The sequence below is a fragment of the Corynebacterium sp. KPL2825 genome, from assembly GCF_037908445.1.
Taxonomy (GTDB): Bacteria; Actinomycetota; Actinomycetes; order Mycobacteriales; family Mycobacteriaceae; genus Corynebacterium; species Corynebacterium kefirresidentii.
In genome coordinates this window covers 208,029-227,327 of record NZ_JBBMGI010000001.1, presented here as the reverse complement: position 1 = coordinate 227,327, position 19,299 = coordinate 208,029, and the positions used below count along the sequence as shown (strand labels likewise).

Annotated in this window: 17 protein-coding genes; 12 read left to right on the top strand and 5 right to left on the bottom strand. The window is 56.2% G+C overall.

Going from position 1 to position 19,299, the window contains the following annotated elements; all coding sequences use genetic code 11:
• The first annotated feature begins 46 nt into the window (after positions 1-46).
• The 6 genes from WMQ00_RS01165 to WMQ00_RS01140 all read left to right on the top strand — a co-directional run bounded on the left by WMQ00_RS01165 (position 47) and on the right by WMQ00_RS01140 (position 5,408).
• The gene (locus WMQ00_RS01165; RefSeq protein WP_200288093.1) at positions 47-688 is read left to right on the top strand and encodes an ABC transporter permease; all 642 of its coding nucleotides are present in this window, start codon (positions 47-49) and stop codon (positions 686-688) included.
• Positions 685-1,887, top strand: a complete 1,203-nt coding sequence (locus tag WMQ00_RS01160) for an ABC transporter ATP-binding protein (RefSeq protein ID WP_200288102.1) — start codon at positions 685-687, stop codon at positions 1,885-1,887. Before WMQ00_RS01165 ends, WMQ00_RS01160 begins: the two co-directional genes overlap by 4 nt.
• A complete protein-coding gene (locus WMQ00_RS01155) occupies positions 1,874-2,626 on the top strand; it encodes an ABC transporter permease (RefSeq protein ID WP_200288104.1) in 753 nt (250 codons plus the stop codon). The genes WMQ00_RS01160 and WMQ00_RS01155 overlap by 14 nt, the downstream gene beginning before the upstream one ends.
• Positions 2,623-3,579 (top strand): glycine betaine ABC transporter substrate-binding protein, encoded by a 957-nt coding sequence (locus tag WMQ00_RS01150; RefSeq protein ID WP_200288106.1) that lies wholly within the window; start codon positions 2,623-2,625, stop codon positions 3,577-3,579. The genes WMQ00_RS01155 and WMQ00_RS01150 overlap by 4 nt, the downstream gene beginning before the upstream one ends.
• A 161-nt stretch (positions 3,580-3,740) precedes the next feature.
• Positions 3,741-5,060 carry an amino acid permease gene (locus WMQ00_RS01145; RefSeq protein ID WP_340440591.1) on the top strand — a complete coding sequence of 440 codons (1,320 nt, stop codon included), beginning with the start codon at positions 3,741-3,743 and terminating at the stop codon, positions 5,058-5,060.
• 57 nt (positions 5,061-5,117) lie between these two features.
• Positions 5,118-5,408 carry a YrhK family protein gene (locus WMQ00_RS01140; RefSeq protein ID WP_234288124.1) on the top strand — a complete coding sequence of 97 codons (291 nt, stop codon included), beginning with the start codon at positions 5,118-5,120 and terminating at the stop codon, positions 5,406-5,408.
• Positions 5,409-5,666: 258 nt separating this feature from the next.
• Here the strand turns inward: WMQ00_RS01140 and WMQ00_RS01135 are convergent, their stop codons facing one another.
• The 3 genes from WMQ00_RS01135 to WMQ00_RS01125 all read right to left on the bottom strand — a co-directional run bounded on the left by WMQ00_RS01135 (position 5,667) and on the right by WMQ00_RS01125 (position 10,426).
• Positions 5,667-6,986: an MFS transporter gene (locus tag WMQ00_RS01135; RefSeq protein WP_023020753.1), complete on the bottom strand. Its 1,320-nt coding sequence runs from the start codon at positions 6,984-6,986 to the stop codon at positions 5,667-5,669.
• 399 nt (positions 6,987-7,385) lie between these two features.
• Positions 7,386-8,660, bottom strand: a complete 1,275-nt coding sequence (locus WMQ00_RS01130; RefSeq protein ID WP_034656263.1) for a threonine/serine exporter family protein — start codon at positions 8,658-8,660, stop codon at positions 7,386-7,388.
• A 548-nt stretch (positions 8,661-9,208) separates the two neighbouring features.
• On the bottom strand, positions 9,209-10,426 hold the full coding sequence (locus tag WMQ00_RS01125) for an amidohydrolase (RefSeq protein WP_316359983.1): 1,218 nt from the start codon (positions 10,424-10,426) through the stop codon (positions 9,209-9,211).
• Between the two features lie 353 nt (positions 10,427-10,779).
• Here WMQ00_RS01125 and WMQ00_RS01120 point away from each other — a divergent pair, with 353 nt between their 5' ends.
• The 6 genes from WMQ00_RS01120 (at position 10,780) to WMQ00_RS01095 (ending at position 17,473) form a co-directional block, all read left to right on the top strand.
• Positions 10,780-11,667: a carbohydrate ABC transporter permease gene (locus tag WMQ00_RS01120; RefSeq protein ID WP_275436536.1), complete on the top strand. Its 888-nt coding sequence runs from the start codon at positions 10,780-10,782 to the stop codon at positions 11,665-11,667.
• 6 nt (positions 11,668-11,673) lie between these two features.
• Positions 11,674-12,540 (top strand): carbohydrate ABC transporter permease, encoded by an 867-nt coding sequence (locus WMQ00_RS01115; protein WP_374048528.1) that lies wholly within the window; start codon positions 11,674-11,676, stop codon positions 12,538-12,540.
• 81 nt (positions 12,541-12,621) lie between these two features.
• Positions 12,622-13,944 carry an ABC transporter substrate-binding protein gene (locus tag WMQ00_RS01110; protein WP_284835956.1) on the top strand — a complete coding sequence of 441 codons (1,323 nt, stop codon included), beginning with the start codon at positions 12,622-12,624 and terminating at the stop codon, positions 13,942-13,944.
• A 47-nt stretch (positions 13,945-13,991) separates the two neighbouring features.
• Positions 13,992-15,113, top strand: a complete 1,122-nt coding sequence (locus WMQ00_RS01105; RefSeq protein ID WP_023027821.1) for an ABC transporter ATP-binding protein — start codon at positions 13,992-13,994, stop codon at positions 15,111-15,113.
• Positions 15,114-15,288: 175 nt separating this feature from the next.
• Positions 15,289-15,906, top strand: a complete 618-nt coding sequence (locus WMQ00_RS01100) for a hypothetical protein (RefSeq protein WP_023020746.1) — start codon at positions 15,289-15,291, stop codon at positions 15,904-15,906.
• A gap of 172 nt (positions 15,907-16,078) precedes the next feature.
• The gene (locus WMQ00_RS01095) at positions 16,079-17,473 is read left to right on the top strand and encodes a GntP family permease (RefSeq protein ID WP_308767474.1); all 1,395 of its coding nucleotides are present in this window, start codon (positions 16,079-16,081) and stop codon (positions 17,471-17,473) included.
• An 8-nt stretch (positions 17,474-17,481) separates the two neighbouring features.
• Here the strand turns inward: WMQ00_RS01095 and WMQ00_RS01090 are convergent, their stop codons facing one another.
• Entirely contained in the window at positions 17,482-17,991 is a 510-nt protein-coding gene (locus tag WMQ00_RS01090) for a gluconokinase (protein WP_259824911.1), read from the bottom strand.
• 359 nt (positions 17,992-18,350) lie between these two features.
• Positions 18,351-19,292: a uridine-preferring nucleoside hydrolase UriH gene (uriH, locus tag WMQ00_RS01085; RefSeq protein WP_316326289.1), complete on the bottom strand. Its 942-nt coding sequence runs from the start codon at positions 19,290-19,292 to the stop codon at positions 18,351-18,353.
• Between the last annotated feature and the right edge of the window lie 7 nt (positions 19,293-19,299).

The window sequence follows — 19,299 nt, the reverse complement described above, 5'->3', positions numbered from 1 at the left end:
CTAAAACACCAATCCCACCCTCTCCTTCTTTCTTTAAGGTGATGAAATGACAGATTTTATTGCTGCGCGTTGGCAGGACATCCTCTTCCGCAGCTATCAGCACACCAGCTTGGTCATCCAATCCGTGGCCGTAGCACTAATAATCGCTCTCGTGATAGCTATTTTTGCGGCTCAACGCCCACGCGGAGCGGCCCTAGCCAATGCCCTATCCTCCATTGGCCTAACGCTTCCCTCACTCGCCCTTCTCGGCCTCGCCATTCCCCTCTTTGGAATCGGCACAGTGCCCTCCGTAGTTCTCGTAGTCTTTTATGCAGTTTTGCCAATTCTGCGCAACGCGATTGTCGGGCTGCATACGGTGGACCCCAGCATTATTGAATCTGCTCGCGGACAAGGCATGAGCAAAGCGGCGATTCTTTTTCGCATCCGCTTGCCACTGGCATGGCCCATCATCATGACTGGCATCCGAGTGGCAACCCAGATGTCTATGGGCGTGGCCGCCATCGCGGCCTATGCACTTGGACCAGGCCTCGGCGGCTATATCTATTCCGGCCTTAGCCAAATTGGCGGCACCAACGCGCTGAATTACACGCTAGTCGGCACATTCGGCGTCGTGGTAATCGCTCTCATCGTGGATGCAATTCTTGCCGGCATCCAGAAACTGACCACCCCGAAAGGCATTTCCGCATGACACAAAACAAGCAATCAAGTCCGGTTTCAGCTAGCGAGACCAGCGGTGCTGAAATCGTCTTTGACCACGTGACCAAGTCTTACCCAGGACAGAAATCACCTGCGGTAAAAGAGTTGTCTTTCCGCATCCCCGCCGGAGAGCTCGTGGCATTTGTGGGACCTTCCGGCTGTGGTAAGACCACTTCGCTTAAAATGATTAACCGCCTGGTCGAACCCACCAGCGGCGAAATCCGGATTAACGGTGAAGACGTAACCAAGAAGAATTCCACCCAGCTGCGCCGAGACATCGGATATGTTATTCAAGGCGGCGGCCTCATTCCCCACATGTCCGTCGCAGACAATATTGCACTCGTGCCAAAGCTCAAGAAATGGAATAACAACAAAATCTCACAGCGCACCGATGAGCTCTTGGACATGGTGGGCTTGGATCCCTCGATCTACCGGGACCGCTTCCCCCGAGAACTTTCGGGCGGACAACAGCAGCGTGTGGGTGTAGCGCGTGGTCTCGCGGCCGATCCCCCAGTGGTGCTCATGGATGAGCCTTTCGGCGCAGTGGACCCGATTACGCGCACGCACCTGCAGGATGAACTGGTAAACATCCAATCGGAGCTAAAGAAGACCGTTGTGTGCGTAACGCACGATATCGATGAGGCGATCAAGCTGGGCCACCGTATCCTCATTTTTGAACCCGGCGCGCAGATTAGCCAGTACGATACGCCGGAAAATATTCTGGCCGCACCAGCGAATGATTTTGTGGAAGACTTCATCGGTTCGGGCTCTGCCCTCAAGCAGCTAAATTTGCGGCGCGCGGATGAACTTGAGCTTTGGTCGCCACCCATAGGGCGCATCGGCGAGAAGACTGCAGACGTTCTCGAGCGTTTAGATACCGCCGGAGAAGGGACTGTCGTTATCCTGGACGAGCACGATCACCCGCGCGAATGGATCACCAAACGCCAGCTCAGCCGCTTTGAGTTCATTCCTGATCCGACTATAGAGTTGTCCTCTGTGGTGGAAGCTCGTTCTACGCTTAGCGACGCCATGTCGGCCATGCTTGCTTCCTCCCACGGCGGCGCCATGGTTACCCGCCGCGGAAAATTCCAAGGCGTGCTCCTTTATGACACGGTCAATGACTACATCCGTCAGATCAACTCCGATGCCCACTCTCCTCGCGGTGAAGGAGGTAGCAGTGGAAAAGCTTAAACGCCTCGGAGGAGAGAACCGGCTCCTCATTTTCGGTATTCCAGTTCTAGTCATCGCGGCAGTTGTCGGATGGCTCATTTGGCACGCCACCGCGGATCTTGATGAAATTGAGGCTCGCACCTTGGAGCTCAATTCCGTCGCGGCTTTGGCGTGGGAGCACCTCGTGCTCGTGCTTATTTCCGCACTCTTGGTTATCGCTGCCGCAATCCCCTTAGGGATTCTGCTCACGAGACAGTCCACGCAATTTCTTGCCCCCGTGGTCACGGGTATCGCCAATATTGGTCAGGCAGCTCCGGTCGTTGGCGTCATTGTACTCCTGGCCATTTGGCTCGGCTTCGGCACTCCGGTTGCCATCCTCGGGTTGTGGTTTTATGCCTTCTTGCCGGTGCTGGCCAATGTCATTGCAGGTTTAAGGGGCGTCGACAAGCAGCTCATTGAGGCAGCGCACGGGCTAAGCATGTCCCCCATGCAGGTTCTCGCCAAGGTAGAGCTTCCGCTTGCGCTGCCGGTCATCATGACCGGTGTCCGCACGTCTTTGGTGCTTCTCGTAGGCGCAGGTGCGTTTGCCACGTTTATCGATGCCGGTGGGCTTGGCGGACTCATCACCTCTGGAATCAACCTTTATCGCACGCCGATCCTTGTTTCGGGCGCGGTACTTATCGCAGCCTTAGCGCTCACCGTGGAATGGGTGGGCCGACTATTGGAACTCGCTTTTACGCCGAAGGGGATGATCAAATGAAACGCCTGATGGCAACACTCACCGCGGTAGGCACCCTTTTTCTGGCGGGCTGTGGCCTTGGTACTGCAGGTGGTTTGATTCCCCGCGGCGAACTGCAAGGCGATCTCGCCGGCATTGATCTGAGAGGCGAGACCATTTCCATCGGGTCAAAGAACTTCACCGAGCAGATCATTTTGGGAAAAATTGGAGCCATTTTGCTGCAGTCAGCGGGTGCCAACGTCAAGGATCTCACCAATATTCCGGGATCTACTTCGGCCCGCCAAGCCCTCCAAGTAGGCGATATGGACACGATGTTTGAGTACACCGGTACCGCATGGATTACCTATTTGGGCCATGATGATCCCGTTCCTGGTTCACGGGAACAATACGCAGCCGTGGAAAAGGCTGATAAGGAAAATGGCTTAACGTGGCTGCCGCCAGCGCCAATGAACAATACCTACGCCTTGGCTACAAGTGAGAAGACGCACCAAGAATCGGACGTAGAGACGCTCGCGGATATTAAGGAGCTTCCTCCCGAGCAGCAAACCTTCTGCACCGATGCCGAATTCCTCGCCCGCAATGATGGACTCCTTCCCATGCTCAAGAGTTATGGGGTGAAAGAGCCTCCACGCAGCCGCATTAAGGAAATGGATTCCGGCGCGGTCTATGCCGCCTTAGACAAGGGAGAATGCACCTTTGGCTCCGTTTTCGCCACCGATGGCCGCATTAAAGCCCTCCAACTGCAGGTGTTGACGGACCCTGATCTGTTCTTCCCTAAGTACAACCTTGCCCCGGTTATCCGCACCGAGGTTTTAGATGAACACCCAGAAATTAAAGAGCTCTTCGCTCCCCTGTCACAGCTGCTTACCGACGAAAAGATGCAGGAACTCAATGCCCGCGTCGACGTCGACGGTGAGGACTACACCACCGTGGCACTCGATTTTTTGAAGGAAGAAAACCTGATCGCGGACTAGCTGCCAAGCCTTAGCAAGATTCCCAAAGACCGTTGCCCCACCCTCGGTGCGGCGGTCTTTAGCTTTTATTTAATCTAGATCACACATTTGCTTTCGTTTGCCAAAACCTTCATATAGATTGTTTATGTTAGCTCATTCACACGTACTGAAGGATAAATTCTATGTCTCACACGACTGCGAATGCGCCTGCTTCACCGGCTAGTTCACCCACTACCGGCGGCGCAGACACCCCAAGCGGCAGCCAGGTAGCTACCAATAAGGCCGTCAATAGCCAGTGGACCATCACGCTCTTCGGCACTGCCGTGGGCGCAGGTATCCTCTTCTTGCCGATTTCCGCCGGCAGTTTCGGCTTCGTCCCGCTACTGGTAGCCACCCTGCTCATCTTCCCGATGACCTACCTGGCCCACCGTGCTTTCTCCTGGATCATTAGCTATTCGCCGCTGCATGGCGAAGACGTCCTTGCAGTACTCACTCACTTCTTTGGCCGGGGCAACGGCATCATCCTCGCGATTATCTACTGGTTCACCATCTTCCCGGTGGTGCTCATTTACGGCGTATCTATTACCAATACAGTCGATAGTTTCATCGTCAACCAGCTAGGCGGGCCGGAAATTTCCCGCTACATCTTGGCACCGCTGTGCGTAGGTCTGATGACGCTGGCACTTGCCTTTGGCAATGCCATCATGTTGAAGATTGCTCAGTTCGTGGTTTACCCGCTCATCGTGGCGCTGGCAGCAGTATCGCTCTACCTCATTCCACAATGGGACCTCGGGTCCTTCATGGAGGCCGGCGATCACACCGCTGGCGGCGTTATCAAGGCCATTATCCTTATCCTTCCCGTCTTGGTGTTCTCCTTCTCCTTCGTTGCTGCGATCTCCCAATTCTCGCTGGGCATGGAAAAGGAATACGGCGCGGACCACCACGCACAATCCGATAAGGTTATCCGCAATTCCGCCATCTTGCTAACCGTCTTCACCATGTTCTTTGTCTGGTCCTGCGCGCTGGCCATGGGTGCAGACGGCATGCAGGAGGCAAATGACAAGAACCTGCCGGTACTTTCCTACTTCGCCAACGAGACCGGCACCCCATTTATGGCCTACATGGCACCCATCGTGGTTATTTGTGCAGTGGCTTCTTCCTATTTCGGCCATGCCCTTGGCACCATCGAGGGCACCCAGTACCTCTTCAACCTGGCCGCCCCGAAAGCCACAAAGAAGATGTCTGCCCGCACGCTCGACCTATGGACCTACCTCTTCATCTTCATCGCCACGTCACTGGTAGGAATTTTCAACCCCTCCATCCTGGACATGATTTCTGTCGTGGGCGGCGTCTTCTTCGCCTTCATGACCTACCTGCTTCCCATCTGGGTCATTTACCGAGTGGACGCCCTAGCCCGCTTCCGCGGCAAAAAGACCAAGTATTTCGTGGCGGTCATGGGCTTTATCGTGCTCTTTGCCACTATCTGGGGAATGTTCCAATAATCCCACAAAAACGTGGTTCGACAAGCACTTTTCCTGTCTGGCAAGGTGGGAGGCATCATGTCAGAACAGGAAAAGGACCCCGACCTAAAAATCAAGCTCGGGCAGAATAACGAAATCAAAATTAAAAACAAATACGAGACGTTTTCCATCGCCAATGATATCGCCATCTCCGTGGTGTTTATCCTCGGCTCGGTGTTAACGCTTGCCGGCTTGTCGATGGTCGCTACCGTCTTCTACCTCCTGGGCAGCCTCGGCATGGCAGCCCGCCCGGCCATCCGCTTAAAGCGCCGCACACACCTGCAACGCATTGGCGCGGATGCAAATACTGCCGAAAGTTATGACTACTAAGTCACAAATGGGCTAGCAGAAAACTTTCAGCAACTAGCAGGGACCTATCAGGCACAATCCATTGTGGTAGCAGCCCCGTGCCCCATACTTAAATCATGCGTTTGAGAGAGCGCATACGAGAGAGATAGAGAGAACCCCTCAGTTTCCAGAGGGCGGCTTAGGCCGATACATGGAAACACCTTGTAGAGAGAGACGCCTGCGGCCCTCGGTTCCTTCCGGTTCCGAGGGCCGCAGGCGTTTTATCTTTTGTCTTAAGCGCTACTGGTGCAGCTTATTCTTTTTCGACGCGAATAGCACCGCGGTTCCAGTCACCAGCGCCGCAGCCACCAAATAGAAAGCAGGGGCAAGCTGCAGACCAGTGACATCAATAAGCCAGGTGGCGATCATCGGAGCAGTACCGCCAAAGACAGCATTGGCCGTATTAAACGTCAGAGCGAAACCGGATAGACGGACGTGCGTGGGGAACTGCTCGGAAAGGAAGGAGGGCAGGACGCCGTCGTTGAGCGCCAGCACGCCACCCAAGCAGACCTGAATGATAATGACGAGGAGGATTCCGGCGCCGTCGAGAAGCATAAAGGCCGGAATGATAGTCACGCCCATAAAAGCGGCCGCGCACAGCATGGTCGTGCGGCGGCCCAGGCGGTCCGAAAGCATGCCGGTAAGCAAGGCAAAGCCCACATAGAATGCGGAGGCAACAGAGGACGCTATAAACGCCGGGGTTGCGGCCATACCCAACTCTTCTGAGAGGTAGGTGGGCAGGTAGGTCAAAATGACGTAGAAGCCAATGGCGTTGAGCACCGCACCAGCAAAGGCAATGGCCAAGGCCTTGGGATACTTGAGCACCTCCCGCAACGGAGATTCTTCCGGTTCATCCTGATCCTCAAAGTGGGAGGACTCCTCCGTATGACGGCGAATCCACAGACCGTACATGCCCAAAGGCAACGCAATCAAGAAAGGCACGCGCCAGCCCCAGGAATCCAAGGCGGCATCGTCGAGCACGCCCGTCAGCAACGAGGCAATGAGCGAGCCCAGCAACAAGCCGGAAGCCGTAGCGGACGGCACCACCGCGGAATATATGCCGCGCTTGCCGGCCGGAGCGATCTCGGCCAAGTGCGTGGCCGCGCCTGCATACTCACCGGCTGCCGAAAAACCCTGCACCATGCGGCACAGCAGCAGCAAAAGGGACGCGGCGAAGCCGATGGTGGCATAGCCAGGAAGGAAACCGATGCACGCGGTAGCCAGGGACATCATCACAATGGAGACCGTTAGGGTCTGGATGCGTCCGTGTTTATCACCGAAGTGACCCCATACGATGCCACCCAAAGGCCGCACCAAGAATGACAGCGCAAAGAGCGCAAACGTCATAATCAGGGCACGGCGGCCTTCCATCTCCGGGAAAAAGACTCGGGAGATAATCGCGGACATATAGATATAGGCTGCGTAATCGAACCACTCAATGAAGGTGCCTATAAACGCTGCCTTTATGGCCGAGCGATGCTGGCGTTTTGTTTCTTCTGTATCTTCCACCTGTGCCGGCACGGCATCATTGGCTGGGGGTTGGGAAGTGAGAGGAGACATGCTCCTCACCTCAATTCTGTAGCTATACAAGCAGTTGAAAACGGCGCAGGCCCGCTGCGCGCATGCCCTCAACCCTACAGAATCAACTTATGGTGTACGTCACTTTTATGCGCCAATATTGCACTCCCCCACAATTGTTACGCTTGTCAGCGCCTTATCCATCCCCTCCCAGCCATTAACAGCCACCCAACAGCCGAGCCTCATGGACACTACAGCACAGTGCCCCATACTGAGATCGTGCGTTTGAGAGAGCGCATATGAGAGAGATAGAGAGAACCCCCTGCAGTTTCCACAGGGCGGCACATGCCGATATATGGAAACAGTGAGAGAGACGCCTGTGGCCCCCAGTTCCGAAAGGAAGTGGGGGCCACAGGCGTTTTCCCAGTTAAGACCCTAACTTCATGCTGTAGAGGGCTTCTGCGGAATTTTTTTATCAAAATCAATAAGTCGGCCCAATGCCCAATCCTTATCAGTTAGCAGGCGAGAAAACACCAATCCGGCGCCAATAGAACCAACCACCATCATTCCTGTCGCAACGTTTGCCAAAGCTTGATCCATTTGACCGTCATTCAAATAAAACACTGCTCGAAACATTGTCACCCCCGGAATCATAATCACGGCAGCCGGAACGGTCGTTGTAATACGAGGAAGGCGCGCCTTTTTAGAAGCAACCGCACCTAGCAGCCCAATCAATAGTCCTCCCACGAATGCCGCAAAGAAAATAGTTGTACCTGCGTGAATGAGGATCAAACGGAGCTCGTTTGCCACCGTTCCGACACACGCTGCCACCAAAACCATGCGGCGGGAAGAGTTGAAAAGAAAGGCAAAGCCAGCAATTCCCAGAAAACTTGCGACCGGCGCCAACAAAAACCACTTCATATCCTGTGCAGGGGCGGGCGGATCAGGGGTAAGTTGTGTCAACCAGCTAACCATCGAGACTGTGAAAGTCGCTGTAAATATAACAGTGAAGGCGTACCCTAACCTGACTATTCCTGCGTCCAAATCAAAACGCGCAATGTCGATCAAAGCAGAGAAAAGAGGAAATCCGGGGATCAAGAATAAAACCGCTGCTACCACGCCCGAGGACAATTCACTCGGAGCCACTGAGCCTATCGCACCAAAAAATTCCGTTAAAAGGAAGAAAACGATACTTGCCGTTGCCCCGCCAGCAATTACTCCCCCGATTTGATGGACGTGCCGGTGGAGAACCGTGTACCGCACAAACTGGCCTGCAAACGCCGCTAGAGCCACCAACCCCACCGCTTCTAGCGGGAAACAGTTAAGATACGCAAACGCCGCGCACGCGATCGCGGCGGCAAAAGAAAGAACTAAACCGCTCCAGCGCTTTTTGACTCCAAACTCAATAACATCCAGCTTTGCGGCCAATTCTTGGGCAGTAATCCCCGCATAGAGCCGATTATGGGTCAGGTCTTCTAAGGCTTCTATCCGCGAAGCATCAACCGCAGGAGAATGTTGCCGGGCAATCACTGTCCTGAAATATTCCCCGCGGTGGAACGTACAAGTAATCTGCGTCAAACCCACTGTGGCATCTAAGTGGTCAAACCCCAAAGCTCGCGCACTGCGTTTCATCCCCCTTAAAACACGGTAACCAGAAGTGCCGGCACCCATTAGGAGCATTCCCACCCGCAAGACAACATCCGCTTCCACGCCCATTTGCCGGTGCAATTCTGGATCAAATTGTTGCGACACATCTCCTCCTCTGACACGGTTTTAGCGCCTATTTAAAGGCTTCTCGACCCCAACCGAAGCCCGAGAACACACTTTTAGTTTTACCTAGAATCCTACGCAGAACCGCACCCCTATGAATAGTTCTTCATCGACCTAGAGGTCGCCGCCTTTTACACCGTGGGCTGGTCTGCGCGTTTATATGGCGATTTCCACCCCATTACCACAATACTCACAGGTAAAACGCAGGCCTGTAGCAGGCTAGGGAGTTATCTTAAGTTCATGCGTTTGAGAGAACGCAAGAGAGATAGAGAGAACCAGTTCCAGCGCCCTGCGGCCCCAAGTGAGGCCCGGGCGTTGGAGCTGTTTTAGGGGTCTGCCGGTTAATTGCACTAAGAAACGGTGGACGCAGGAAAACCTTGCATAGAGAAAACTCACCAGACTTGGCGGCTATGAACTACTCCCCCATAGCCCGGATGCCAGCAGCAATGGCCGCACATCTTTTAAGAACCGTGCGGCCATGTACAGTTTCCCGCTTAGTCGTTGCCCAGATAGCTCAATGCAGCGGCAGCAAGTGCTTCGGTGCCAGTGCGCAATGTGGGTTGGAGCAGCGGGGCGAAGTGCGGGCTGTGGTTGGGAACATCTTTTCCCTCTTCGCGGCCGGAAAATACCCAGAAGCAATAGGGAACCCCAAAGGCACGCGCAATGGTGGAGAAATCCTCACTGGCCGTGAGGGGTTCTGCGGTAAGAACGCGGTCGGCGCCGAAGTAGGATGTGAAGGCTTTCTGGAGCCGCGCCGTGGTCTCGTCATCATTGCTGGTAAGCGGGTAGGCATCGTGATAGTTAAATTCAGCAGGCTGAGGGCTACCGGCAGCCTGGCACTCGGCGTTGACGATGCGCTCGATAGCGCCGGAGATTTTGTCGCGTACTTGCTCGCTATAGGCACGCACGTTGATCTTCAGGTTAGCCTCAAAAGGAATGATATTTGCCTTCGAACCGGCATTGATAGCACCCACGGTCAACACGCCAAACTCGGAAGGGCTTAGTTCGCGGGAAATGACTGTCTGAAGGCGCATCACAATGGAGCTGGCCAACACCACTGGATCGACGCTGAGGTGTGGCATGGAACCGTGCGAGCCTTGGCCATAAACCTTGACATCCAGACTTACCGCGGTGGACATGAAGGGTCCTGCGGCAAGAGCAACGGTGCCAGCAGGAAATTGGCTAGCAAAAACATGTTGGCCTAGGACAACATCGGGAGTTGCTACCTTATCTACCAGACCGTCATCCACCATGGACTGGGCACCGGCGGCGATTTCCTCGCCCGGTTGGAAAATTAGTTGCAGGGTGCCGGACCACTGGTCGGTGGCCTGCGCCATGAGCGCACCCATGCCCAGCAGGCTGGCCACGTGCGAATCGTGACCGCAGGCGTGCATGACGGATATGGGGTTTCCATCCGAGTCAAGGGCGGTATCGGTGGAGGCATAATCCAGGCCAGTGTCTTCCTTGACTGGTAGGCCATCAAAATCCGCGCGCAGCATGACAGTTGGCCCGGCACCATTTTCTAAGATGCCAACCACGCCACCGCCTACATCCACTTGTTCAAACCCGAGGTCAGCAAGCTTGCCCTTGATGATGCCAAGCGTGCGCTCCTCCTGCATTGATAGCTCCGGGTGCTGATGCAGGTCCTTATAAAGTGGCTCCTGCCAAACTTTGACGGAGTCATAGTTGCTGCAGACAGTGCGGACAGACATTGCTTCCTCCTTGTGGAATCGCGGTGGAATATGGGTGCCAGTGTAGAAGGGTGGGAGGAAGGTGGGCGTCGGCAAGCAAGGCATTTTTGTAATGCCAGCCATAGTTTTATGGAAAAGAGACAGGCACCACGGCCCGCTGAGCTGGAGTTTTTAAAAAAATTTGATGACGCATCCACTTTTAACCCATCGGACATTAATAATTCACTGATTGTTTGTTTTTCATGTATCTGGGCTTCACCCGTCCACCCTAGATTGACCGAGTGACCTTTCAGGAAGACTCTCTCAGTGGCGGCAACTCAGGCACTACCATCGCCCGTCCCACCCACACGGAAAACCCCAGTGATTCTGCGGCGCTGGTACGCAAAGCAGCGCGCAATCGCCACAAGGAATGGCTGCTGGCCGCAGCGCTTTTAGCGCCGAACCTGATCCTGCTGGCTGTATTTACTTACCGGCCGCTGCTAGATAATATCCGGCTATCCTTTTTCAATTGGAATATTTCCAGCCCTACCTCCACCTTTGTAGGCTTGGACAATTATGTGGAGTGGTTTAGCCGCGAGGATACGAAGACCATCGTGCTCAACACTGTGGTATTCACATTCTTTGCGGTCATTGGCTCCATGATCATCGGTCTAGCGCTGGCATTGCTGCTCAACCAGAACATTAAGGGCCGCAACTTTGCACGCTCGGTGGTCTTCGCGCCCTATGCCATCTCTGGGGCGGCCATTGGTATCGCCTTCCAATTCGTCTTTGACCCGAACTTTGGCCTCATCCAGGACATGCTGGGCTGGTTCGGCATCGACTCCCCGAATTTCTATGCCGTGCCAGGCTGGGCGATGTTCATGGTGACGTTCACCTTCGTGTGGAAAAACCTTGGATATACCTTTGTCATTTATCTAGCCGCGCTCCAAGGCCTAGACAAGGAACTGGATGAAGCCGCCGCTATCGACGGCACCGGACGCTGGCGCAAATTCTGGCGTGTGACCATGCCGCAGCTGCGCAATACGACCTTCTTCCTTTCCATCACGGTGCTTCTTAACTCCGTGCAGGTCTTCGACATCATCAACGTCATGACCCGTGGCGGCCCACAGGGCAATGGCACGCAGACGTTGGTCTTCCAGATTTATAACGAGACCTTCGTCAACTTCCGCGCCGGCTACGGTGCGACTGCCGCCACCATCTTGTTCCTGATCCTGCTCATCATCACCCTGATCCAGGTACGCATCATGGATAAGCGAGGTTAACCCACTATGGCTACTTCAACCCTTCACATGGTCACGGATGAATCCCCCACCACCCGTCGCACCAAGCTCGTAGGCGGCTATTTGGGCATCCTCGCGGTACTGCTCCTTATTGGTCTCCCGCTCTTTTGGATCCTCATGACCTCTTTCAAGGCCAAGGGCGATATTTATACAGATCCGGTCAACTGGCTGCCGCCGGTATGGGAGACTGGGAATTACTCCGATGCCACCACCCGCGTGCCTTTCTGGACCTACCTGCGCAACTCGGTAGTCATTACCGCAGTGCTGTCCATCATCAAGATTGTGCTTGGTGTCATCTCTGCCTATGCGCTGGCCATCCTGCGCTTCCCAGGCCGCCATCTGGTGTTCTTGTTGGTCATTTCCTCACTCATGGTGCCCAGCGAGATCACCGTCATTTCTAACTACGCCTTGGTCAATTCCTTGGGCTGGCGCAATACCTTCGTGGGCATCATCGTGCCGCTGGCCGGCGTGGCTTTCGGCACCTTCCTCATGCGCAACCACTTTTTATCCCTGCCCTATGAGCTGGTGGAAGCCGCCCGTATGGACGGCGCCGGCCCCATCCGCCTGCTTACCAAGGTGCTCCTGCCGGTCTCTTGGCCAACGCTGACCGCGTTTTCCGTCATCACCATGGTCAATGAATGGAATACCTACCTGTGGCCATTCCTCATGGCCGATACTGAGGACGTTGCCCCACTGCAGGTGGGTCTGACCATGCTGCAAAACAACGATGGCGTGACCAACTGGGGTCCGGTTATGGCCGCCACCATCCTCACCATCATCCCGATGGTGATCATCTTCCTAGCCTTGCAAAAGTACATGATTCAAGGCCTGACCACTGGCGCCGTCAAGGGATAGAAGGACTTCTACCCCACCCACGCTCGCCGTTTCCACATACTTTATTTCCCCCCCTTAACCAGGATTTTTCAGGAGAACTACATGCTACGCCGCACATTCCTCGCCCTTGCTACCACAGCCGCATCTGCCACCACTCTCGCCGCTTGCGCCGGCACCTCTTCTACTAACCCACAAGGCGGTAAAGACAAAGGCGGCGATGGTGAAGTCACCGAACTGACCTGGTGGTCCAACCACCCGGGCACGTCTAAGGACATTGAGAAGGAAATCATCTCCCGCTTTGAAAAGGAGAATCCTGATATCAAGGTCAACCTCGTTGATGCCGGCAAGAACTACGAAGAGGCTGCACAGAAATTCAACGCCGCGCTCACCGGCCAAGATCTACCGGACATCGTGGTGCTTTCCGACGTCTGGTGGTACAACTTTGCCATCAACGGCCAGATCGCCAACGTGGATGACCTGGCGAAGGAAGCCGGCATCGACCTGTCTACCTATGTGCAGCCACTCTACGAGGATTACAACTACGACGGCGGCCACTTTGCGCTTCCTTTCGCTCGTTCCACGCCGTTGTTCTATTACAACAAGGATGCGTGGAAGAAGGCCGGTCTGCCTGACCGCGGCCCGAAGTCCTGGGATGAGATGGACGAGTGGTCCAAGAAGCTCGCCGCGGCCGATTCCAAGATGAAGCCATTTGGCTGGGGCGATGCCGTGGACTACCTGGGCTGGATCTTCCAAGGCCCACTGTGGTCCAAGGGCGGTGCCTACTCCGATGAGTGGGACTTGAAGTTCACCGATGACAAGACCATCAAGGCCGTCGAGTGGCTCAAAGACATCACCGATGAAAAGAAGGGCTACTCCTACGTGGGCAATGACATGGCCATGGAGTTCGGCACCGGCCGTGCAGCCGCGACTGTGCTGTCCACCGGTGACCTGGCAGGCCTGACCGATACCGCCAAATTCGAGCTCGGTACCGCCTTCCTGCCTAACCCGACTGGCGAGGGCGCCTGCCCTACCGGTGGTGCTGGCCTTGCCATCCCAGCTGGCATCAGCAAGAACCGCCAGTTGGCTGCAATTAAGCTCATCGACTTCATCACCAATGAGGAAAACACCTGCTACTGGTCCCAGAACGTGGGCTATATGCCGGTGCGCTCCACCGCGGTAGACAACAAGGATCAGAAGAAGTTCATGGAGGAAAACCCGAACTTCGAAACCGCCATCAAGCAACTTCCGGAGACTCGCCCGCAGGATAATGCCCGTGTCTTCCTGCCCGGCGCGGACCAGGAGATTGGTGGTGCTTTCGAAAAGATTGTCACCAACCGCGATGACGTCACCAAGGTGCTTACAGACCTGCAAAAGACCCTGCAGTCCATTTATAACAACCAGGTCAAGACCGTCATCAATAAGTAGGCTCCCCCAGGCGCCCTCCTCCCCTCACTACATTCTGAAAGGTAACCATGGCCACTGTCACCTTCGATGGCGCAAGCCGCATCTACTCCAAGGATGCTAAGCGCCCCGCCGTTGACCGCCTCAACCTCGATATTGCTGACGGCGAATTCTTGGTCCTTGTCGGCCCCTCCGGCTGCGGTAAGTCCACCAGCCTGCGTATGCTCGCCGGCCTCGAGCCCACCGACCGCGGCTCCATTCGTATCGGTGGTAAGGACGTCACCGGGGTGAGCCCCTCGGACCGCGACGTGGCCATGGTCTTTCAAAACTATGCGCTCTACCCCAATATGTCCGTAGCGCAGAATATGTCTTTCGCACTGGAAAACCGCAAGGTCCCTAAAAGCGAGATTAAGTCTCGCGTGCAAGAGGCTGCGAAGATCCTGCAGATGGAAGATTTGCTGGACCGCAAGCCCGCCAATCTTTCCGGCGGCCAGCGCCAGCGCGTAGCTATGGGACGCGCCATCGTGCGCGAGCCGGCCGTATTCTGCATGGACGAGCCCTTGTCCAACTTGGATGCCAAGCTGCGCGTATCCACCCGCGCGCAGATCTCTAACCTGCAGCGCCGCCTTGGCACCACCACCGTCTACGTCACCCATGACCAGACGGAGGCGATGACCATGGGTGACCGCGTCGCAGTTCTCAACGCCGGCGTCCTACAGCAGGTGGATACCACCCGTACCATTTATGACCGCCCGCAGAACGTCTTTGTCGCCGGATTCATTGGCTCCCCGGCGATGAATATCTACGACCTATCCCATAACTCCTCGGAGCTGCGTATAGGCTCTACCCCCATCAACTTGGCCAATTACAACTTCGATGGCGTTGAGACTGTCACCGTGGGCATCCGCCCTGAAGACTGGCAGTTAAGCGATACCGGCAACGGTGGGGCAAAGTTTACTGTCGCGCATATCGAGGAACTGGGTAACCAGACCTACGTTTATGGCGACCTGAACGACGCCGCGGGCAGCAGCTCCGCCGATGGCATCCTTAAGTCCTCTACCCGCATGGGCGGTCAGACCGGCATCCTGGTCAATGCCCGCGGCCGCTATGCGGTGGGCGATACTTTCTACGTTTCCCCCGACCCGGACCGAGTGCATCTATTTAGCACCACCACCGGGCAGCGCCTGAACTAGAAGCAGCAAATAGGCAGTTGACACCTTAGATTCTTATTTTTCCCTTTGCAGAAGATAAGAAACTGATATATGCTCGCACACATAAGACGCCCGTGCAGTGCCGTTTCCCACGGATATTGCTCGGAATATTGCACTCAGCGAACCTTAAAATCAACCGAAAGGTAATTCACTGCCTATGCCTTCTTTCAAGAAGCTATCTGCCGCCACTTTGGCTGCAACAGCCATCCTCGGCACCGTCGCCGCACCGGCCGCCAGCGCCAAGAGCGACCCAGTTCGCTCCCTCATTTCTCCAGGCACCTGCAAGACCATCACCAAGTTGGCCAACGATGGCAAGCCGGTCCCGGATCCTTCCATCCTCCACGATGAAGACTCCGTAAAGCCGTACTTCAAAGATGGCGTGCTGGAGTACAAGGTGGTTGAAAACTTCCCGTACCGCAAGCAGCTGGATGCCGCGGTTGCCGAGTGGAACAAGGCCCTCAAGGGCAAGGCTTCCCTGAAGGAAGTTAAGCCTTCTGAGGCTGATGATGACACCATCGCCATCATCTTCAAGCCCGACCCAAATGGCTACGTCCAGGGTGCCGCTTACCCGGATCACAAGATGGTCTTCATCAAGATTCCTAATGCCCAGTACCCAGAAGCAGTCCAGGGCACCATCGCTCACGAGCTGGGCCACATGATGGGCGCCGGTCACTCCTGCGCCGGCGCGCTCATGGCAGGTGCTAACCAGAACCCCATCTCCTACCATGTGACCCCGCTGGATGCGGCGGCTATTATCCAGGGTCAGTTCGACTAAACGCCCGACGACTCCTCTCCCCTAGGCCCAGCACTGTGTCTAGGGGATTTTTCTGTCTTTACCCGGCTACGTGTTGGGTAGGTCGCATTCATCCGATTGTTTTAGGCGGCACACAGGCCTACTGCTAACGTTGCCGTTATTCAAAGGTTTGCATTAGAAAAGGAGTCCGCCCATGGATACGTGGGAACCCACCCTGTCGACCGGCCCGCTGCTGGGCATTGCGGTGGCCGCCATCGCCGTAATTTTGGTGTTGGTCATCTATTTCAAGCTTCACGCCTTCCTCACACTATTGGTGGTCTCGGCACTCACGGCGCTGGCTGCGGGCATTCCCCTCGACGGAATCGTGCCCACCATGACAGAGAGCTTTAGCTCCACCCTAGGTTCGGTGGCACTGCTCGTAGGCTTGGGCGCCATGATCGGCCGGCTGGTGGAGGCTTCCGGTGGCGCTAAATCGCTTGCCGACGCCATGGTCCGCCGCTTCGGCGAATCCAAAGGACCCCTCGCACTCGGCCTAGCGTCGCTCATTATGGGCTTTCCCATTTTCTTCGATGCCGGCCTGATTGTGATGCTGCCAGTCATCTTCGCCGTCGCTCGCCGCTTGAATGGCCCTGTCCTTGCCTTCGGTCTGCCGGCAGCTGGCGCATTCTCCGTTATGCACGTCTACCTGCCGCCGCACCCGGGCCCTGTTGCAGCCAGCGAATTCTACGGCGCCGATATGGGTCTCGTTCTTTTAGTCGGCCTCATCCTTGCCCTGCCCACCTGGTATATCTCCGGCTACCGCTTTGGCCTGCTCTCCGGTAAGAAATTCCCCATCAAGGTAACCGATGCCATCGCCGGTCCCCTCCTCGCGGAGGACGAGCAACCTCACAAACCCGCCTCTGCCGCCACGGTAATCTCCATCCTGCTTATCCCCATGGTGCTCATCTTCTTTAACACCGGTCTCAATGCTTTGGCGTCCTACGGCACCATCGACGCCGACGCCGCGTGGGTACGGTTCTTTGTCATGCTGGGCCAGACCCCCATTGCCCTGCTGATTACCGTCCTCGTCGCGCTCGTGGTCTTGGGCCTGCGCCGTGGCGTAGAAAAGACCGCGTTGGAAAAGCTTGTCGATTCCTCCCTCGGCCCCATCTGCTCGGTCGTGCTTATCACCGGTGCCGGCGGTATGTTCGGTGGCGTGTTGCGTACCTCCGGGATTGGCGATGCGCTTGCTGATTCCCTTTCCGGCCTCGGCATCCCCGTCATCCTGGCGTGCTACCTCATCGCCGTGGCACTGCGCCTGGCCCAGGGCTCGGCGACCGTTGCGCTAACTACGGCCGCCGCCCTCATGGTCCCAGCCGTGGAAGCTGGTGGCTTCAACGAACTACAGCTCGCTCTTATCGTTGTTGCAACCGCTGCCGGTTCCGTCTTTGGCTCCCATGTCAATGACTCCGGATTCTGGCTCGTCGGCCGCCTCATGGGCATGGACACCATGACCACGCTTAAGACCTGGACTGTCAACCAGGTGCTCATCTCTGTTATCGGCTTCGCCCTAGTACTGGTCATGTACGGCGCCGCAGCTGCTTTCTAGCGCCGACTTTAAGCTCCCGTCTTAATCCATGCTGCGGCATCGCCCGCAATTTCCGACGCCGGCCGTGTCACATCAAAGACCCGGCCGGTTTCGTCATCTTCCAGCGGCTCCAAGGTATCGAATTGCGATTGCAAAAGCGATGCCGGCATGAAATGCCCCGGCCGATGCTGCATGCGTTCATACAGCACATCAAAATCCCCGTGCACGTGGACAAACACCACGCCCGGGCAATACTCGCGAATCAGATCCCGGTATTTCCGCTTCAACGCACTACACCCCACCATCGCACCATCCGGCCTATCCGCCAACCACTGACCAATCTGCTTCAGCCACGGTTCCCGGTCCGCATCATCGAGCGGTATCCCCGCCGCCATCTTGTCGATATTGGCCTGCGGGTGCATATCATCGCCATCGCGATACTCCAGCCCAACCAGCGGCGAGAGGGCCTCCCCCACCGTTGTCTTGCCCGAGCCTGATACTCCCATGACAACGACGTGGCGGAAAGCGTGCTGCTTCATGGTGGCTCCTAGGGTTGGGGTTTTACCTTCGAGTTTAGGCTGAACCCCAGCGCTGACCTATTTTGCGCCGTTCTCATCCCTGGCACAACCGGTGCGATCTGTGTCATTGCGACCAAGGCCTAGATGTTTGGACGAAGCACATCAAGGTAACCACGAATCTCGGCAGAAATAACTTCCACCAGAAAATTAAGGATGGCTCAATAGCTGAATTGGTTCAGCGACTACATGATTTCGCATAAATCATCCGTTGGGAGCCTCTGCCAAGGAAAGCAGCCACGCTATGCCCCCCCCCCCCCCAACTGAGGGTTAAGGGGCGATAACGTGGCTGAAAGTTGGCTGGCTCGCGGGGTGAAGGTGGCCTAGGCGAGGTTTTTGAGAGCGTCGGTAACCAGCCGCCAGAAGCCGGCGTGGTCGAGGGTGGTGGCGACTTGGGTGTGGCAGGAGGCGTCGGCAGGCTCGCGGAGATCGGTGACGGTCATGCCAGTGGTAAGGGCGCCGGCAAGTTCGACGTGGACGGGTGCCTTGCGGGTCTGAACGATGTCCGGATCGATGAGGTAGGCGATGGTGCACGGGTCGTGGACCGGCGGGTTATCAAAGCCTTGGTTGGCCTGGTAGGCCTTGCGGAAGAAGCCGAAAAGGCCGACGACGAACTCCGAGACTGGGGTCTCCAAAGCCTTGATTTCTGCTTCGACCTCCAGGGTGGCAAGCGCCTGGTGCGTGAGGTCGAGGCCCACCATGGTTACAGGCCAAGGCTCTTCAAAGACGATGTGGGCGGCCTCGGGATCGATCTTGATATTGAACTCGGCGACTGGGGACCAATTGCCTTCGTGGTAGCCGCCGCCCATGAGGACTACTTCCTTGACGCGCTCGACGATGCGCGGCTCCTTGCGCGCGGCCATCGCAATATTAGTTAGCGGCCCAGTAGGCACGAAGGTGATGGTGCCGGGCTCGTGGGACATGATGGTGTCGATGATGAAGTCGATGGCGTGGGCGTCGGCAAGCGCGGTGCTTGGTTCCGGAAGTTGGACGCCTTCCACGTCCATGCCGGTGGAGCCGTGGATGGCCTCGGCAACCTCGACGGGGCGCACGAGTGGGCGGTCGCAGCCGGCATAAACGGGAATCTCCGGGTGACCAGCGATTTCCTTGACCACCAGGGCATTATGGGAGACCTTATCCAAGGTCTGGTTGCCGCCCACGGTGGTAATTCCCAGCAGCTCGATGGTGGGGTTGCCCATGGCTAAAAGCAGGGCCACCGCGTCATCGTGGCCAGGGTCGCAGTCCAGAATAATTTTTCGCGTCATGCCACGA

Bases quoted from the DNA above. Each gene is read 5' to 3' on its own strand.
- WMQ00_RS01165 (WP_200288093.1), top strand. From the start codon at position 47: ATGACAGATTTTATTGCTGCGCGTTGGCAGGACATCCTCTTCCGCAGC.
- WMQ00_RS01160 (WP_200288102.1), top strand. From the start codon at position 685: ATGACACAAAACAAGCAATCAAGTCCGGTTTCAGCTAGCGAGACCAGC.
- WMQ00_RS01150 (WP_200288106.1), top strand. From the start codon at position 2,623: ATGAAACGCCTGATGGCAACACTCACCGCGGTAGGCACCCTTTTTCTG.
- WMQ00_RS01145 (WP_340440591.1), top strand. From the start codon at position 3,741: ATGTCTCACACGACTGCGAATGCGCCTGCTTCACCGGCTAGTTCACCC.
- WMQ00_RS01140 (WP_234288124.1), top strand. From the start codon at position 5,118: ATGTCAGAACAGGAAAAGGACCCCGACCTAAAAATCAAGCTCGGGCAG.
- WMQ00_RS01135 (WP_023020753.1), bottom strand. From the start codon at position 6,986: ATGTCTCCTCTCACTTCCCAACCCCCAGCCAATGATGCCGTGCCGGCA.
- WMQ00_RS01130 (WP_034656263.1), bottom strand. From the start codon at position 8,660: ATGGGCGTGGAAGCGGATGTTGTCTTGCGGGTGGGAATGCTCCTAATG.
- WMQ00_RS01125 (WP_316359983.1), bottom strand. From the start codon at position 10,426: ATGTCTGTCCGCACTGTCTGCAGCAACTATGACTCCGTCAAAGTTTGG.
- WMQ00_RS01115 (WP_374048528.1), top strand. From the start codon at position 11,674: ATGGCTACTTCAACCCTTCACATGGTCACGGATGAATCCCCCACCACC.
- WMQ00_RS01110 (WP_284835956.1), top strand. From the start codon at position 12,622: ATGCTACGCCGCACATTCCTCGCCCTTGCTACCACAGCCGCATCTGCC.
- WMQ00_RS01105 (WP_023027821.1), top strand. From the start codon at position 13,992: ATGGCCACTGTCACCTTCGATGGCGCAAGCCGCATCTACTCCAAGGAT.
- WMQ00_RS01100 (WP_023020746.1), top strand. From the start codon at position 15,289: ATGCCTTCTTTCAAGAAGCTATCTGCCGCCACTTTGGCTGCAACAGCC.
- WMQ00_RS01095 (WP_308767474.1), top strand. From the start codon at position 16,079: ATGGATACGTGGGAACCCACCCTGTCGACCGGCCCGCTGCTGGGCATT.
- WMQ00_RS01090 (WP_259824911.1), bottom strand. From the start codon at position 17,991: ATGAAGCAGCACGCTTTCCGCCACGTCGTTGTCATGGGAGTATCAGGC.
- uriH (WP_316326289.1), bottom strand. From the start codon at position 19,292: ATGACGCGAAAAATTATTCTGGACTGCGACCCTGGCCACGATGACGCG.